The sequence below is a fragment of the Halalkalibacter nanhaiisediminis genome (assembly GCF_007830185.1).
In the GTDB taxonomy this organism is placed as follows: Bacteria; Bacillota; Bacilli; order Bacillales; family Bacillaceae_D; genus Halalkalibacter; species Halalkalibacter nanhaiisediminis.
The window spans coordinates 18,074-35,115 of sequence record NZ_VLKZ01000014.1 but is presented as its reverse complement, the minus strand read 5'-3'; the positions used below and the strand labels follow the sequence as shown (position 1 = coordinate 35,115).

Sequence of the window (17,042 nt, the reverse complement as noted above, 5' to 3'; positions counted from 1 at the left end):
AAAAGGAACACCTGGAGGGAAATCATGAGCAATCGTTATGCGGTCATATTAGCAGCTGGGCAAGGAACGCGTATGAAGTCCAGCTTATACAAAGTGCTTCATCCAGTATGCGGGAAGCCAATGGTTCAACATGTCGTTGATCAAGTCTCTGCTTTAGGATTTGAGGAAAAGGTTGCTGTCGTCGGTTACGGAGCTGAAGTGGTGCAGGAGAAATTAGGAGGTCAAGTTTCTTATGTAGTGCAAGAAGAACAGCTTGGTACAGGTCATGCTGTCATGCAAGCAGAAACCCTTTTAAAAGATAAGCAAGGGACGACTGTTGTTCTTTGTGGAGATACGCCTTTGTTAACAGCAAAGACGATTGAGGACTTGCTTACATGCCATGCCGAAGAAGGAGCAAAGGCAACAATTTTAACAGCGTTAGCTGATGACCCAACAGGATACGGACGTATTATTCGTAACGACGAGGAGCTTGTTGAACGAATTGTTGAGCATAAAGATGCTACAGAAGACGAACGTGCTGTCAAAGAAATCAACACGGGCACCTATTGTTTTGACAATAAGGCGTTATTTGAGGCTTTAAAACAAGTAGGCAATGATAATGTGCAAGGAGAATATTACTTACCTGATGTGATTGAAATACTTAAGAGTAGTGGTGAAACAATCGCAGCATACCAAACTCCTAATTTTGAAGAGACACTAGGTGTTAATGACCGAGTTGCTCTATCACAAGCAGAGAAAATTATGAAGCGTCGCACGAATGAATATTGGATGCGTCAAGGGGTTACGATCCATGATCCAGATCATACGTATATTTCGACAGAAGCTACGATTGGGCAAGATACTGTACTTTACCCAGGCGTTATCATTCAAGGGCGTACACAAATTGGAAATGAGTGCGTTATTGGAGCGAATACGGAAATAAAGGATAGTTCGATAGGTGATCAAACGGTTATTCGTCAATCAGTTGTACATGATAGCGACATTGGCAAGGCGGTTAGTATTGGACCGTTCGCGCATATCCGACCCCATTCATCTATCGCTGATGATGTTCGAATCGGAAATTTTGTTGAAATTAAAAAGTCATCGCTCGGTCAAGGAAGTAAAGCCTCTCATTTAAGCTATATTGGTGATGCAGAAGTTGGAGAAGGTGTTAATTTTAGTTGTGGGGCTGTAACGGTGAACTACGACGGGAAAAATAAATTTAAAACAAAGATTGAAGATGGAGCGTTCATTGGTTGTAATGCTAATTTAATTGCGCCTGTTACTGTAGGCAAGAATGCTCTAGTTGCAGCTGGTTCAACGATAACAGACGATGTTCCTGGGGAAGCTCTTTCAATAGCGCGTGCACGACAAACGAATAAAAACGATTATCGAAAAAATAAATAATCTGCTAATGTGAATCAATTTTTGGAGGGAATAGAAGATGGCTAAATACGGTGATCCAAGTTTAAAAGTATTTACACTTAATTCAAATAAAGGCCTTGCTCATGAAATTACAGAACATATTGGGGTAAGAATGGGTGAGAGCTCTGTTACTCGATTTAGTGATGGTGAAGTACAAATTAATATTGAAGAAAGTATTCGTGGGTGTGACGTGTATTTGATTCAATCAACATCAGCTCCTGCTAATGAGCATATTATGGAGTTGTTGATTATGATTGATGCCTTAAAACGTGCATCGGCACGTACGATTAACTTGGTTATGCCATATTATGGCTATGCTCGTCAAGATCGTAAGGCGCGTTCACGTGAGCCAATTACAGCAAAGCTCGTTGCCAATCTTATTGAAACAGCGGGAGCAACAAGAGTGGTGACACTTGACCTCCATGCTACGCAAATTCAAGGCTTCTTCGATATTCCTGTTGATCAATTAATGGGTGTGCCGATTTTGGCTGATTATTTCCAAACAAAGCAATTAGATGATATTGTCATTGTCTCGCCAGACCACGGCGGAGTAGTACGTGCACGTAAAATGGCTGATCGACTAAAAGCGCCAATTGCAATTATTGATAAGCGTCGCCCTCGCCCTAATGTTTCGGAAGTGATGAATATCGTTGGTAATATTGAAGGGAAAACGGCGATTATTATTGATGATATTATCGATACAGCAGGAACGATCACATTAGCAGCAAATGCTTTAGTTGAACATGGAGCAAAAGAAGTGTACGCTTGTTGTACACACCCAGTTTTATCAGGACCTGCGATGGAACGAATTGAAAATTCAAAGATTAAAGAACTTGTCGTTACAAATTCGATTCAATTAGATGAAAACAAGAAGAGTTCAAAAGTAACAGAGCTTTCTGTTGCGGCATTAATGGGTGAAGCAATTATTCGTGTCCATGAGAATTCTTCAGTTAGTACGTTATTTGATTAAGAAACAACCTTGGTACATTGGAACATGCTATTAAAAAAGGTTTAAAACATCTGATTAGGGGAATACAAGATATAGATACTTGAAAACTAATTAGAGGTGATATTCATGGCAACCGCTCTGAAAGCTAATCCACGTACCGATCTTAAAGGTTCAGCAACAAGAAAGATTCGCAAAGATGGATATGTTCCTGCTATTTTATACGGAAACAAAATTGAGAGCCAGCCTGTTGCAGTTGAAGGGGTTGAGCTGTTAAAAACAGTGAGAGCTATTGGGAAAAATGGTCTGTTCTCTCTTGATGTTGAAGGAAAGAAAAAGCATCAAGTAATGATCCATGAAATTCAAACTGACCCACTTAAGGGTGAGTACACGCATATTGATTTCTTTGAAGTTGATATGACGTCTAAAATCGATGTAGATGTACCTGTTCGATTAGCAGGTGAGGCACCAGGGGCAAAAGAAGGTGGGGTTGTTTCGCACTTGCTATACGAAATAACAGTCAATTGCTTACCTTCTGAAATACCTGAAGAGATCGAGGTAGATATTTCAAACTTGAATATTGGTGACTCGATTCAAGTAGCGGATATTCGTTCACAGGTTTCAGTTAATGTAGTAAGTGAAGATGAAGAAACGATTGTAACGATCCAAGCTCCAGCTGCAGAAATTGAACCAGAGCAATTGGAAGGGGAAGAATCTGAACCAGAAGTCCTTGGTGAAAAGCAATCAGAAGAATAAAATTGCGTATTAAAAAGGTATAACCAAAAGGTTATACCTTTTTAGACAGATAAAGTATACACTCGATGATGTCTAGCGCAAGCAGCCTAGCCGCTTGCGCTTTTCATTATGGTCATAGGGCAAGGAGAGATTGAAGTGAAACTAGTTGTAGGTCTCGGCAATCCAGGTGAGAAGTATGCTGGTACTAGACATAATATTGGATTTGATTGCATTGATTATTGTGCCAAGGAAATGTATCTAGAACTTAACGAGGCAAAATTTAAAGGTGTTTTTGGGAAAGGAATGGTAAGTGGAGAGAAAGTAATTCTTCTCAAACCATTAACATTCATGAACCTCTCAGGAGAATCGGTTAGACCTTTAATGGATTATTATGATATTAAAATAGAAGATCTCGTTGTGATTTATGATGATATGGATTTACCAACAGGGAAGATTCGCCTTAGACAAAAAGGAAGTGCAGGTGGACACAACGGGATTAAGTCACTTATTGCACATTTAGGAACACAGGAGTTTAATCGAATCCGTGTTGGTGTCGACAGACCTCAAAATGGCGAATCGGTTATTAATCACGTGTTAGGAACTTATCGTCCTGATGAACGTGATGCGGTAAGTGAGTCGATTCTAAAAACCTCAAAAGCGGTTGAAGCATGGATGTCCAAACCATTTCTTCAGGTGATGAATCAGTTTAATTAATGTGTATAGAGCTTCCCTTTACTGTTCATACTATAAAAATAATTAAGTAGAGGGAGGCGCATACAATGACTATTCATTATGAATGCCGTCATTGCCATGCTAAGCTGGGGGCTATTAGTCATCAAGTCAGTTCAGAATCATTAGGCTTTCATCATTTGACAAGCACAGAACGTACGGACATGTTGACATATACTGCTAATGGTGATATACATGTGAATGTTATATGTGAGGATTGTCATGAATCGCTCACACGAAATCCTGATTTTTATGAACTAGATAAGATTATTCAATAAGTACATGAGGTCAGAAGCTTTGGTTGATTAACCAAAGCGTTTTTCTGTTGTAACTCTCAGCTTTATCATGATGAAGCAGGATTCGAGCCTTCTAGCAAGAATAGAAGTACAGAGCGATTATTTATTAGATGAATAAAAAGAAGATAGACATAAACCATAACTTAATTGAGTAGCATTACTCAAAGAAAAGGTGTAGGAATAACAGGGGGAACAGCATGTTAGGATTGCAGCAATATTTTCGATCAAACGATGAGATAAAAGCGGTTTCAAATAGTCTTGAAACGAATATGAAGGAACAACTTATTTCTGGACTGACAGGATCAGCGAGAACGTTATTTATATCCTCGCTATATTTGGAGACTGCTCGTTCAAAGCTTGTCATTACTCATAACTTATATCAAGCTCAAAAGCTATATGATGATTTAATCGATTTTTTAGGTGAGGATCAAGTTCTCCTCTATCCAGTAAATGAGCTGATTTCCGCAGAAATTGCGATTGCAAGCCCAGAGATGAAAGCGCAGCGTATTGATGTTTTAAATAAACTTGTCCAATCTGATTCGTTTAAAGGGATTGTGATTGCGCCATTGGCGGGAGTTCGCCGTCAGCTTCCTCCAGTAGAAGTTTGGAAAAACTATCAGCTTTATTTAGAAGTCGGAATGGACATTGGTGATATAGAGACGATCTTGAAAAAACTCGTTGTGATGGGATTTCAAAGAGTTGATATGGTCGCATCCCCAGGTGAAGTGAGTGTGCGAGGTGGGATTATCGACCTTTATCCACTGACAGAGCCAGATCCGATTCGAATTGAGCTTTTTGATACGGAGATTGATTCGATTCGAACATTTCAAGTAGAAAACCAACGTTCGAAAGAAGAGCGTCAATCTGTTGTTCTTGGTCCAGCTCAAGAAGTATTGTTAGATCGTATACATTACTCCCAAGCGGCAACACGATTATCTGAAGGGCTTTCAGCTACGTTAAAGAAAGTGAAGGCGAAAGAAACGAAAGAAAAATTGTCACAAAATATTTCCTATGAAATCGGACAGCTAAAGCAAGGTTCAACATTCCAAGGAATGTACAAATACATGTCTCTTTATTATGAAGGCGAGCATTCATTGCTTTCTTATCTTTCTAATGACACGGTTATGGTGATTGATGAAATATCGAGAGTGAAGGAAATAGCCGATAATTTGGATAAGGAAGAGGCTGAATGGAGTACAGCATTACTTGAACAAGGAGAAATTGTTCACGATGTCTCGATGTCTGTTCCAGTATTTGAGCAGATGAAACAAATGCCTCAGCCGATTTTGTATTTATCACTCTTTTTAAAGCATGTCACAGCGACAAATCCAGAAAATGTATTAAGCATAACGTGTAAATCGATGCAACAATTTCATGGTCAAATGGAGCTGCTTCAATCTGAAGTGAAAAGATGGCAAAAAGCGGGTCAAGCGGTTGTTTTCATCGCTGGTTCAAAAGATCGTGCCAACCGTCTTTCTTTAAATTTAGAAGATGAGGGTATCGATACACGGATTGTTGAGCGGGCAACGCAGCTTACACCAGGCCATGTTCATATTATGGTTGGTAGTCTTCAAAGTGGTTTTGAACTTCCAACAAGTAAACTCGTTGTGCTTACGGAGGAAGAAGTATTTGCAAAGAAGCAGACGAAGAGACCACAAAGAAAGCAAACGTTATCGAATGCAGAGCGGATCAAGAGCTATTCAGAGCTTAAGGTCGGCGATTTAATCGTTCATACAAACCATGGGATCGGGAAATACCTTGGCGTTGAGACATTAGAGATCAATGGTCTTCATAAAGATTACCTTCATTTACGATATAAAGGCAATGACAAGCTTTATGTACCTGTTGAACAAATCGATCAAGTTCAAAAGTATGTCGGCTCTGAAGAAAAGGATCCAAAAATTTATGCACTTGGCGGAAATGACTGGAAAAAGGTTAAGAAAAAGGTTCAGTCGTCTGTTGAGGATATAGCTGATGATTTGATTAAACTTTACGCAGAGCGCGAAGCAAGTAAGGGCTTTGCCTTTTCTGAAGATGGACCTGAACAAGCTGAATTTGAAGCGTCGTTTCCGTACCAAGAAACGGAGGATCAAATTAGAGCGATTACAGAAATTAAGCAGGACATGGAAATACCACGTCCAATGGATCGCTTGCTTTGTGGAGATGTTGGATATGGAAAGACAGAGGTAGCCATTAGAGCAGCGTTTAAAGCGATTATGGATGGGAAGCAAGTTGCTATTTTAGTTCCAACAACGATCCTAGCACAGCAACACTATGAAACAATTAAGGAAAGATTCTCTGAGCACCCAATTCATATTGGGGTTTTAAGTCGTTTTCGTTCTAAAAAGGAGCAAACAGAGACATTAAAAGGCTTAAAAGCTGGCTCAGTTGATCTTATTGTCGGGACCCATCGTCTATTATCAAAGGATGTTGTTTTTAAAGATTTAGGGCTGCTTATTGTTGATGAAGAACAACGCTTTGGGGTTACACATAAAGAAAAAATTAAACAACTAAAGGCCAATATCGATGTTTTGACATTAACGGCAACCCCGATTCCACGAACATTACATATGTCCATGCTTGGTGTTCGAGATTTGTCGGTTATTGAGACACCGCCAGAAAATCGTTTTCCTGTGCAAACGTATGTAGTGGAATATAATGCCGCACTCGTTCGTGAAGCGATTGAAAGAGAGCTGACACGCGGGGGGCAGGTTTACTTTTTATATAATCGTGTAGAAGATATCGAGCGGATGACAGAACAATTGTCGATGCTTGTACCAGATGCGCGAATTAGTTATGCCCACGGTCAGATGAATGAGCGTGAATTAGAAACGATTATGCTTGATTTTCTAGAAGGTAATAGTGATGTACTCGTGACAACAACGATTATTGAAACAGGGGTAGACATTCCGAATGTGAACACGTTAATTATCTATGATGCAGATAAGATGGGTCTTTCACAGCTCTATCAAATTCGTGGTCGTGTTGGGCGCTCAAATCGTGTTGCATATGCATATTTCACGTATCAACGTGATAAAGTGTTGACTGAAGTGGCAGAGAAACGTCTGCAAGCAATCAAAGAATTCACCGAGCTAGGTTCTGGCTTTAAAATTGCAATGCGTGACTTAACAATTCGCGGAGCGGGAAATCTTCTAGGGGCACAGCAACATGGATTTATTGAATCAGTTGGGTTCGATATGTATTCACAAATGCTCAAAGAAGCGATTGAAGAACGAAAAGGGGATAAACCGAAAGAGCCACCTTTCCAAGTCGAATTAGATATTAAAGTGGATGCGTATATTCCGGAATCGTATATACAAGATGCCAAACAAAAAATTGAAATGTATAAACGATTTAAAGGGGCAGAATTTGTAAGTGATATTACGGATTTAAAGGATGAGATGTTTGATCGCTTTGGTGAGTATCCGAAGCAAGTAGACTTTCTTCTCCGCCTAACAACGATTAAGCTTCTCGCTAATGAAGAAAAAATTGAACAAATCGTTGAAACAAAAGATGAAGTTGCTATATTAATATCAGCTGAAGCCTCTAAGCTAATGGATGGAGCAAAATTATTTGAAATCGCACATGGTCTCGGGCGAGAAGTAGCGCTTGGAAGTGCAGGAGAAAAGATTAAGTTTTCGATTAAAACAAAAGCATTCAGTGATGAGCAGATATTAGCAACAATTGAACAGATTATTCAAGGTATACAAAAAGCGAAAAAAGAAGTTAACGTATAACTTGAAATGATTATGCCTTGATTGCATCTAAGTGATGGTAACATTCGGTTGTTTTAGCACTCAAATAAATTGAAACATTGGTGAATAGTTCTTTTTTTAAGAAAGATACTATAATCAATTCCACTTACTCCATCAAGCGAATACATCATTAGAAAGTGAGGCTAGACAACATGAAAGCTACAGGTATCGTACGCCGTATTGATGATTTAGGTCGTGTTGTAATCCCAAAAGAAATTAGAAGAACGCTTAGAATCCGTGAAGGAGATCCACTTGAGATATTTGTCGATCGTGACGGTGAAGTCATTCTTAAGAAGTACTCACCCATTTCTGAGCTTGGTGATTTTGCTAAGGAATATGTAGAAGCCTTGTATGACAGTTTAAACCATTACGTTTTAATTGCTGATCGCGATACATTTATTGCCGTTGCTGGCGCTCCAAAGAAAGAATATACGAATAAAAGCATTGGTGAAATTGTCGAAACAGTAATGGATGAACGAAAAACAAGAGTAGAGACAAGTCCAGGTGAACATAACCTTGTTGGAGATCATATCGATCAAATGAAAGGGTTTGTCATTGCGCCTATTATTGCAAATGGTGACCCGATTGGCGCTGTTGTCTTATTTAGCAAAGAGCAAGAACTATCTGGAGCACTGGAACAGAAACTCGCAGAAACAGCAGCGAGCTTCCTTGCACGTCAAATGGAATCATAACCACAAGAAGCTCGTCTGCTCGCTCTGAGAGACGAGTTTTTTCGATCCTTTAATTAATGCTATTCACGTTCTAAGGGGCAGGGAAACTTGGCTACACATATTCTCTTACTTGGCGTACGGTAAGTTATTGCGTATGATAGGGAAAGGCAAAGAAAAGCGAGGCGAACAAATCGTGCAAGTTCGAACGAATAAGGCTATGCCAGTTTGGCAAGGAGTCTTGATTTTATCTATTGCTGCCCTATTTGCAAAAATCCTTAGTGCAGTTTACCGTATTCCATATCAAAATATGTCAGGTGACATGGGGTTTTATGTGTATCAACAAATTTATCCGCTTTACGGGATTGTGATGATACTTGCGATGTATGGCTTTCCAGTTGTCCTCTCAAAATACCGAGCGGAGTTACTCTCAGCTGGTAAAGACTTCGAGGCGAAGCAAATAACGAGCCTGCTTTTCTATAGCTTGCTTATCTTTGTTGCCATTACATGGAGCTTAATATACATATTAGCAGATGTCATTGCATCAGTTATGGGAGACCAGCAATTAGCTGATCCTATTCGGGCAATGAGTTATATATTATTTTTATTACCGTTTTTAAGCGTTGGCAGGGGCTTTCATCAAGGCAATGGTGAGTTAGTACCAACAGCGGTTTCACATGTATTCGAACAATTAGTGCGCGTCGCATTGATTTTAGGATTTACATATTTTTTTATCAAATCGGGCTTTGATGCCTATCAAATCGGTGCGGGTGCAGCGTATGGCTCGATTTTCGGTGGGATCGCTGGAGTTGGTGTGTTACTCATAATGACTAAGGGGGCCTGGGTAAAGCAACTCATTAGGCCAAACCAACTCAATGTAACAATGTTAAAACAAAACATTGGGCTTTTTAAACAAAGTGGCTTTATTTGTCTAAGTGCTCTTGTGTTTGTTTTGTTTCAATTACTTGATGCTTTTTCAGTTATTCGTCTCTTGCAATGGCAAGGATTAGGTGCAGTAGAGGCATTTGTTGCAAAAGGCGTATATGATCGCGGTCAGCCGTTGTTGCAACTTGGTACAGTGTTAACAACAACACTTTCATTGGCACTTGTCCCGATGCTCACAAAAGCGGTGACAGAGAACAATTTGGTGGAAGCAAAGTATTATCAGCACCTTTCATACCGATTAACACTTGTTGTCGGGGGAGCAGCAACGGTTGGGTTAATGGTGATTATTGAACCGACCAATTATATGTTATTTACTAATACAGTTGGTTCTGATGTGCTTAGAATTATGGCGCTGGCGATCGTCTTTAGTTCTTTTTTTGTGACACAAGCAGCCATTTTACAAGGGTATCAATTAGCGCAATATCCAGCACGAGCTGTTGTGTTTGGTTCTTTCATAAAAGGATTAGGAAATCTCCTCTTTATCCCTCTCTACGGAACAATTGGGGCCTCGTGGTCAACAGTAGTGGCACTTTGTGTTATGGTCCTTTATCTTTTTATGGTGATGCAACGTAGACAGTTGCTGTTTTTTGGACCAATTAAAACATATTTTATAATAAGTGGATTGTTAACTGTAATGGGTGTTGTTACATGGTTGTGGAAAACGGGGTTTGTCAATATCGTCAATGAGTCAAGTAGAGGAATCGAGACAATTGTTGCCTTAACGTCTGTCGGTATTGGAGCGTTAAGCGTGGTAGCTTGCTTATTTACCTGGCCTATTTTTACAGAAGACGAGTGGGAGACGATTCCAAAGGTGAAAAAGATTAGAATGATGTTGAAAAGGAGAGGGTGACCATGAAAAAAATAACAATTATTGGATTAGGTGCTGGTGACTTAGAGCAGATGCCATTAGGTGTCTACCGTCATCTTAAGGAACAAAATAAGGTCTATGTCCGTACAAATGACCATCCTGCGGTTTCTGAGCTGATAAATGAAGGTGTAAACTTCGAGTCGTTTGATGAAGTTTATGAACAGCATGACGATTTTGAATCTGTTTATAATGAAATCGTGCAAATATTGGTCGACAAAGCTGAAGGTGAGGCAATTACTTATGCGGTACCAGGGCATCCATTAGTAGCCGAGCGAACGATCCAGCTGTTGTTAAGTAGGTCAGAGCAAAAAGAGTTAGAGCTTGTCTTTTTAGGCGGACAAAGCTTTTTAGATGCTATGTATACATCGCTTCGCATTGATCCGATTGAAGGATGTCAAATTGTTGATGGGACAGCTCTAAGGCGAGATGATCTAACGTTGAACCAGCATATCATTATTGTTCAAGTTTATGATGCGATGATCGCTTCAGACGTAAAGTTGACATTAATGGAGCGTCTCCCTGATGATTATGAGGTGACAATTGCAACAGCTGTCGGTTCTAAGGAAGAACAACTGACACGTGTTCCTCTTTTTGAGTTGGACCGAGTAACAACTTTAAATAATTTAACAGCTGTGTATGTGCCGCCTGTGCAGGAAGAAGAGCTTTTATATGGTGAATTTGCGAAGCTTCGCGAAGTCATTGCAACGCTTAGAGGACCAGGTGGTTGTCCGTGGGATCAAAAGCAAACCCATCAATCATTAAAGAAGTACTTATTGGAAGAAGCATATGAAGTGTTAGAGGCTATTGATGAAGAAGATGATGAGCATTTGATTGAGGAACTAGGCGATATTCTACTTCAAGTGATGCTTCATGCGCAGATTGGAGAAGATGAAGGCTTTTTCTCAGTCCGCGATGTGATCGAGGGAGTCACAGGAAAAATGATTCGTCGTCATCCACATGTCTTTGGCGAACTAACAGTTAATGATGCTGACGAGGTCGTCACAAATTGGGATGACATTAAGAAGCAAGAAAAGGGCAACACCGATGATGATTCCGTACTTGCAACGATACCTAAAGGGCTTCCTGCTCTGTTGGAAGCGACCAAATTGCAGAAAAAAGCAGCGAAGGTCGGGTTTGACTGGGAAGATGCAGCTCCGATATGGATGAAGCTTCAAGAGGAAATTGGCGAGTTCATGCTTGAAGTGAAGGTGAACAGTGAAGAAAACATGCACAAGGAGTTCGGAGACATTTTATTTGTACTTGTTAATCTTGCCCGTTATTATAAAATCGATGCTGAAGATGCGTTGCTTAGTACGAATCGAAAATTTATGAGACGTTTCCGCTATATTGAGGAAACATCAAGACAAGAGGGTAAAATTTTAACAGAGATGACTCTGAGTGAGCTTGATCAAAAATGGGAGCAAGCAAAGCAATTAGAACAATAGGGGGAATGATTGATGCGTTTAGATAAATTTTTGAAAGTATCACGATTGATTAAAAGACGTACATTGGCTAAGGAAGTATGTGATCAAGGACGCATTGCCATTAATGGACAAGTTGCTAAAGCAGGTTCGACTGTGAAGGCAGGTGATGAACTTGTGATTCGTTTTGGGCAAAAATTAGTAACGGTTCGAATTGATGACATCCGTGAAATTGTTCGAAAAGATGAAGCGAGTTCAATGTATACAATTGTGAGCGAGGATCCAGTTTCGTAAAATCCAAAAATAGAACGAGTCTATCTAGATGTAGGGCTTGTTCTATTTTTTTTCCTCCTTTCATACACTGCTATGAGAGCATAAGGAGGAGGGATTATGAATGGACCAGCCATTTGAATTTGGTACACCAATGGGACGAGAGAGAAAAAATAACGATCATGATATAACGTTAAAAGGGCGAAGACAACTTGATATTACAGGTGTGAAACAAGTTGAAAGCTTTGATAATGAAGAATTTCTTCTAGAGACAGTAATGGGTTTTCTATCTGTTCGTGGTCAAAATTTGCATATGAAAAATTTGAATGTTGAGCAAGGAATCGTCTCTATCGAGGGAAAGGTTTTTGATCTTGTTTATTTAGAACAGGGTCAGCAAGATAAATCCAAAGGCTTCTTTGGGAAGTTATTCAAGTGAGCCTAACGATTCAACTTTATACGATGCTATCAATGGCTGCCATGGGGGTCTATATTGGAGCCGCTATTGATACGTATAGTCGGTTCACAAAGAAAAGAAAAACCTTTCACTTCCTTGTTGCTTGTAATGATCTAATGTTTTGGCTCATACAGGCATTGGTTGTTTTTTATGTTTTATTACAATCAAATCATGGAGACATTCGTTTTTATATTTTTTTAGCGTTAATATGTGGATACGCAGCTTATCAGGCGTTATTTCGTAGGATTTACCAAACATTGCTAGAGCGATTCATCCAATTTGTTATTCATATGTATCGATTCATCGTTAAGCTTATTATCTTATTCTTTGTTAAACCAATTAAGTTCATATTGAAACTCCTTTATTCCTTATGTATGATGGTAGTGACAGGATGTTTAACAGTCTTACTGTTTTTCATTCGTCTTGTCTTAAAACCAATTTATTTCGTATTCTCGTTATTTTATAAGTGGACAGGACTGCATAAGCAAGTTGAGAAAATAAAACCAATTTTACGAAAAATAAAGGATTTTATTAGCTCAATGAAGAAAAGAAAAGAATAAGCGGGGTGATAAAATGATCACAAATCGTTCATCTAGAGTACGAGAAATGGATAAAACCTACATTAAACAGCGAGAACAAGAGCTTGAAATTCAAGCAAAAAAGCGTAGAGGATTAATAAGACGCTTAAGTGCTTTAGCTATTATTGCTTTTACTCTAGGGTGCATTGGTTTGGTGACAATTTATTCCCAAGCAGGAGCGCTTGAAGCTAAGCGAGAAGAAAAACTTGTGCTTGATGAGCAGTTACGCCAGCTGAAAATGGAGGAACAACGCTTGCATCAGGATATAAAGAATTATAATGATCTTGATTATATTGCTGAAATTGCAAGGCGTGATTACTATCTTTCAAAACCAGGCGAGACATTGTTTAAATTACCTGAATCATCATCAGATTGACACGTTTTTTCCCATTTAGGTATAATATAAAAAATGAACATTTTCAGATTTCTTAAGGAGGATCTATTTTTTCATGTCAATCGAAGTAGGCAGCAAGTTACAGGGTAAGGTTACAGGAATTACTCATTTCGGTGCGTTTGTGGAGCTGCCGGGTGGTTCTACTGGCCTTGTACACATCAGCGAAGTAGCTGACAATTATGTTAAGGATATTAATGAAGTTTTGAAGGTTGGAGACGAGGTTCTTGTTAAGGTCGTCAATGTAGAACAGGATGGTAAGATTGGATTATCGATTCGTAAGGCACAAGATCGTCCAGATCGTCCGGATCGCCCTGAACGTCCAGCGCGTCCTAGTCGTCCTGAAGGATCTGGTCGCCCTAGTCGCCCGTTTAACTCGCAACGTCCTAATCGCCCACAAGGTGGAGGTCGGGGACCAAGACCAAATCAAGCAAGACCGACTGTCTCTTTTGAAGACAAGATGAGCCGTTTTCTAAAGGACAGTGAAGAACGTATTTCTACCTTGAAACGACAAACAGAATCTAAGCGTGGGGGTCGTGGCGCCCGTCGAGGATAGCTTGCTGCTCCCTTTGGAGAATAAATGAGAAAGAGGTAAGTGCCCTCACTTACCTCTTTTATTATTTTTCTGATATACTCTTGACTAATTGTTGAAATATGAGTATTATAATATTTGTCGCATATGATGTGGCGGTGTAGCTCAGCTGGCTAGAGCGTACGGTTCATACCCGTGAGGTCGTGGGTTCGACTCCCTCCGCCGCTACCAATACTTACATACTAACCTACATTCAATGAAATTGAATGTAGGTTTTTTTCGTTTATTTAAAATAAAACGTTTTTTTGTCCTTACTTTTCCGCACACTATGCAATTATCTTTCATAAAAGGAGCCGCTCCGCAGACTGCTTCTGCGCTCTATAGCTACCACTACATATTGAAGCCGAAACAAGTCGAAAGGTTTATCTGGATCTTGTTGTCATTTTGACAAAAATTGAGAGTGGTTTCTGCTTATAATGAAGGCACGACTTTAATGAGGGTGGTGGCAGGTAATGATTCGGAAAGGAATGAAAGCATGGGAGGAGACAGCTGCACAAGATGTACTGATGAAAACAAAGTGGACAAGTTGGATCCGATCAATAAGTAAAAAAACGTCAGCAGTTATTCACACGGCTTTTTATCAATATGGTTTGCTTGTAGCGATCGTTGGTTTTTTGCTTGGAAGAGCAATGATTTTGTCAGAGCTCACTCCATTTGTTTTACCATACTTAGCTGCGGTATATATGCTCAAACGAGAACGGGCGGGAATTGCAGCTCTTTCATTAGTAGCAGGTGCACTGTCGAGTTATCATGGACAACTTGTTTTTGTCATATTGGCTATTGTTACGTATGTCCTCCTTCAAAAAGCTGTTGCGAAATTTGTGATTAACAAGACAGCTGCGATCCCGTATACCGTATTTGCAGCAAGTATTGTGACACGCTTAAGTCTTGTGTTCGCAGGAGAAGGAACAATTTCGAACTATGCATTAATGATGGCAACAGTCGAGGCTGGACTTAGTTTTATTTTAACAATGATTTTCTTACAAAGTGTTCCGCTTGTGACAGCTAGAAAGATTCAACAGCCATTACGGAATGAAGAAATTATCTGTTTAATTATTTTACTAGCTTCCGTCATGACAGGAACAGTTGGCTGGGTAATTTATGATATGACAGTGGAACATGTGCTTGCGAGATACTTAGTGCTACTATTTGCTTTTGTTGGTGGAGCGGCAATTGGATCGACAGTTGGTGTTGTGACTGGATTAATCTTAAGTTTAGCAAGTGTTGCTAGTCTCTATCAAATGAGCTTGCTCGCCTTTGCTGGTCTTCTTGGCGGATTATTAAAAGAAGGGAAAAAAATAGGCGTAGGGGTCGGTTTACTTGTCGGTACATTATTAATTGGGTTATACGGCGAGGGTCAAGCACAAGTGACTGTTACATTACTAGAGTCGTTGGCTGCCATACTCGTCTTCTTTCTAACACCGAAGGGTCTGATTAGTAAGCTTGCCCGCTTTATTCCAGGAACGATGGAATACTCAAAGGAACAGCAGCAATATTTGCGCAAAATCCGTGATGTGACCGCTGGCCGAGTTGAGCAATTCTCGACGTTATTTCAAACACTTTCAAATAGTTTTCAAACACCACCTCAGACAGTAGAAGAAGATGAGGAGGAAAGGGAGGTTGATTATTTCCTGAGCAATGTTTCTGAGAAGACGTGTCAGACATGTTTTAAAAAAGAACGTTGTTGGGTTCAGAACTTTACTAAAACCTATGATTCTATGCAACGAATTATGACTGAAACAGAGAGGTATGGTGAAGTGAAGGATCACTTTTTATTAACAGAGTGGAAAAATCATTGTATTAGGCCAGAAAAAGTTATTCAAGCGATCACGCAGGAACACGGGGCACATCAGGCAAATCAACAATTAAAGCGTCAAGTGCTTGAAAGTCGAAAGCTAGTTGCGGACCAACTCCTCGGTGTCTCGCGTGTTATGGGTGACTTTGCAAAGGAAATTCAAAAAGAGAAGCAAGCACATCACTATCAAGAGGAACAAATGCTAGAAGCCCTTCGTGGAGTTGGTCTTGAGATTGGTCATATTGACATATACCTCTTAGAGAAGGGGAATATTGAAATAGAAATGAGTGTCTCTGCTGATAACGGACACGGTCAAAGTGAAAAAGTCATTGCCCCAATGTTATCTGATTTAGTGAGAGAGACGGTGGTCGTGAAAAAGGAAGAGGCTAACTTTTATCCAAATGGGTATAGTCATGTATCATTTGGTTCAGCAAAGAAGTTTGTCATTGATACAGGAGTTGCACATGTGGCCAAAGGTGGTGCGTGGGTCTCGGGTGATTGTTATTCAACGCTTGAGCTCGGTTCTGGGAAATATGCGATTGCCATCAGTGATGGGATGGGCAACGGAGAGCGTGCTCATCTTGAAAGTAACGAAACTCTACAGCTTCTCCAAAAGGTTCTCCAATCTGGCATCGAGGAAACAGTAGCCATTAAGTCTGTTAATTCTGTTCTCTCATTACGAACAACAGATGAAATTTTTTCAACTCTCGACCTAGCAATGATCGACTTACAGGATGCCTCAACTAAATTTCTGAAAATTGGGTCTATTCCTAGCTTTATTAAAAGAGGGAAAACCATTATGAAGGTTGAAGCAAGTAACTTGCCAATGGGGATATTCCAAGAATTTGATGTCGACGTTGTTAGTGAGCAATTAAAGGCTGGTGATCTTCTTATTATGATGAGCGACGGTATTTATGATGCCCCGAAGCATGTTGAGAATAAGGAAATATGGATGAAACGGTTGTTAACGGAGATCAAGACAGATGACCCACAGGAAGTGGCAGATATGATTCTTGAGAAAATTATCAGGTCTGAGCATGGTGTCATAGATGATGATATGACGGTCATTGTAGCAAAAATAAAGCGCAATACACCGAAATGGGCCGCAATCCCGTTGTATAAATCACCAAAAATAAATAGGAAGAAAACGCAAAGAGCTGCTTCATTTTCGTAAAATAAGTGACGATGTATAAAA

The 17,042-nt window shown here is 39.8% G+C and carries 15 protein-coding genes and 1 tRNA gene; all 16 read left to right on the top strand.

What is annotated here, in order from left to right; genetic code table 11:
• The first annotated feature begins 24 nt into the window (after nt 1-24).
• Nucleotides 25-1,386 (top strand): bifunctional UDP-N-acetylglucosamine diphosphorylase/glucosamine-1-phosphate N-acetyltransferase GlmU, encoded by a 1,362-nt coding sequence (gene glmU / locus IQ10_RS17025; RefSeq protein WP_144451667.1) that lies wholly within the window; start codon nt 25-27, stop codon nt 1,384-1,386.
• A 37-nt stretch (nt 1,387-1,423) separates the two neighbouring features.
• A complete protein-coding gene (locus IQ10_RS17020; RefSeq protein ID WP_144451666.1) occupies nt 1,424-2,374 on the top strand; it encodes a ribose-phosphate diphosphokinase in 951 nt (316 codons plus the stop codon).
• 105 nt (nt 2,375-2,479) lie between these two features.
• Entirely contained in the window at nt 2,480-3,106 is a 627-nt protein-coding gene (locus IQ10_RS17015) for a 50S ribosomal protein L25/general stress protein Ctc (RefSeq protein WP_144451665.1), read from the top strand.
• Nucleotides 3,107-3,241: 135 nt separating this feature from the next.
• Nucleotides 3,242-3,799 (top strand): aminoacyl-tRNA hydrolase, encoded by a 558-nt coding sequence (gene pth / locus IQ10_RS17010; protein WP_277878096.1) that lies wholly within the window; start codon nt 3,242-3,244, stop codon nt 3,797-3,799.
• Nucleotides 3,800-3,864: 65 nt separating this feature from the next.
• Complete coding sequence (gene fin, locus IQ10_RS17005; RefSeq protein WP_144451663.1) at nt 3,865-4,092, top strand: anti-sigma-F factor Fin; 228 nt, start codon at nt 3,865-3,867, stop codon at nt 4,090-4,092.
• A 215-nt stretch (nt 4,093-4,307) separates the two neighbouring features.
• On the top strand, nt 4,308-7,847 hold the full coding sequence (gene mfd, locus IQ10_RS17000; protein WP_144451662.1) for a transcription-repair coupling factor: 3,540 nt from the start codon (nt 4,308-4,310) through the stop codon (nt 7,845-7,847).
• A gap of 170 nt (nt 7,848-8,017) precedes the next feature.
• On the top strand, nt 8,018-8,557 hold the full coding sequence (spoVT, locus tag IQ10_RS16995) for a stage V sporulation protein T (protein ID WP_144451661.1): 540 nt from the start codon (nt 8,018-8,020) through the stop codon (nt 8,555-8,557).
• A gap of 133 nt (nt 8,558-8,690) precedes the next feature.
• Nucleotides 8,691-10,328 carry a putative polysaccharide biosynthesis protein gene (locus IQ10_RS16990; RefSeq protein ID WP_144451660.1) on the top strand — a complete coding sequence of 546 codons (1,638 nt, stop codon included), beginning with the start codon at nt 8,691-8,693 and terminating at the stop codon, nt 10,326-10,328.
• Between the two features lie 2 nt (nt 10,329-10,330).
• Nucleotides 10,331-11,791, top strand: coding sequence for a bifunctional methyltransferase/pyrophosphohydrolase YabN (gene yabN, locus IQ10_RS16985; RefSeq protein ID WP_144451659.1), 1,461 nt, complete (start codon nt 10,331-10,333; stop codon nt 11,789-11,791).
• Nucleotides 11,792-11,803: 12 nt separating this feature from the next.
• Nucleotides 11,804-12,061, top strand: a complete 258-nt coding sequence (locus IQ10_RS16980) for an RNA-binding S4 domain-containing protein (RefSeq protein WP_144451658.1) — start codon at nt 11,804-11,806, stop codon at nt 12,059-12,061.
• A gap of 130 nt (nt 12,062-12,191) precedes the next feature.
• On the top strand, nt 12,192-12,473 hold the full coding sequence (gene yabP, locus IQ10_RS16975) for a sporulation protein YabP (protein ID WP_144451697.1): 282 nt from the start codon (nt 12,192-12,194) through the stop codon (nt 12,471-12,473).
• Nucleotides 12,470-13,051 (top strand): spore cortex biosynthesis protein YabQ, encoded by a 582-nt coding sequence (gene yabQ, locus IQ10_RS16970; protein WP_144451657.1) that lies wholly within the window; start codon nt 12,470-12,472, stop codon nt 13,049-13,051. The genes yabP and yabQ overlap by 4 nt, the downstream gene beginning before the upstream one ends.
• Nucleotides 13,052-13,097: 46 nt before the next feature.
• On the top strand, nt 13,098-13,445 hold the full coding sequence (locus IQ10_RS16965; protein ID WP_242009871.1) for an FtsB family cell division protein: 348 nt from the start codon (nt 13,098-13,100) through the stop codon (nt 13,443-13,445).
• Nucleotides 13,446-13,518: 73 nt separating this feature from the next.
• Complete coding sequence (locus tag IQ10_RS16960) at nt 13,519-14,016, top strand: S1 domain-containing RNA-binding protein (RefSeq protein WP_144451655.1); 498 nt, start codon at nt 13,519-13,521, stop codon at nt 14,014-14,016.
• A gap of 130 nt (nt 14,017-14,146) precedes the next feature.
• Nucleotides 14,147-14,223, top strand: a tRNA-Met gene (locus tag IQ10_RS16955).
• 281 nt (nt 14,224-14,504) lie between these two features.
• A complete protein-coding gene (gene spoIIE, locus IQ10_RS16950; RefSeq protein WP_242009870.1) occupies nt 14,505-17,021 on the top strand; it encodes a stage II sporulation protein E in 2,517 nt (838 codons plus the stop codon).
• Nucleotides 17,022-17,042 lie beyond the last annotated feature (21 nt).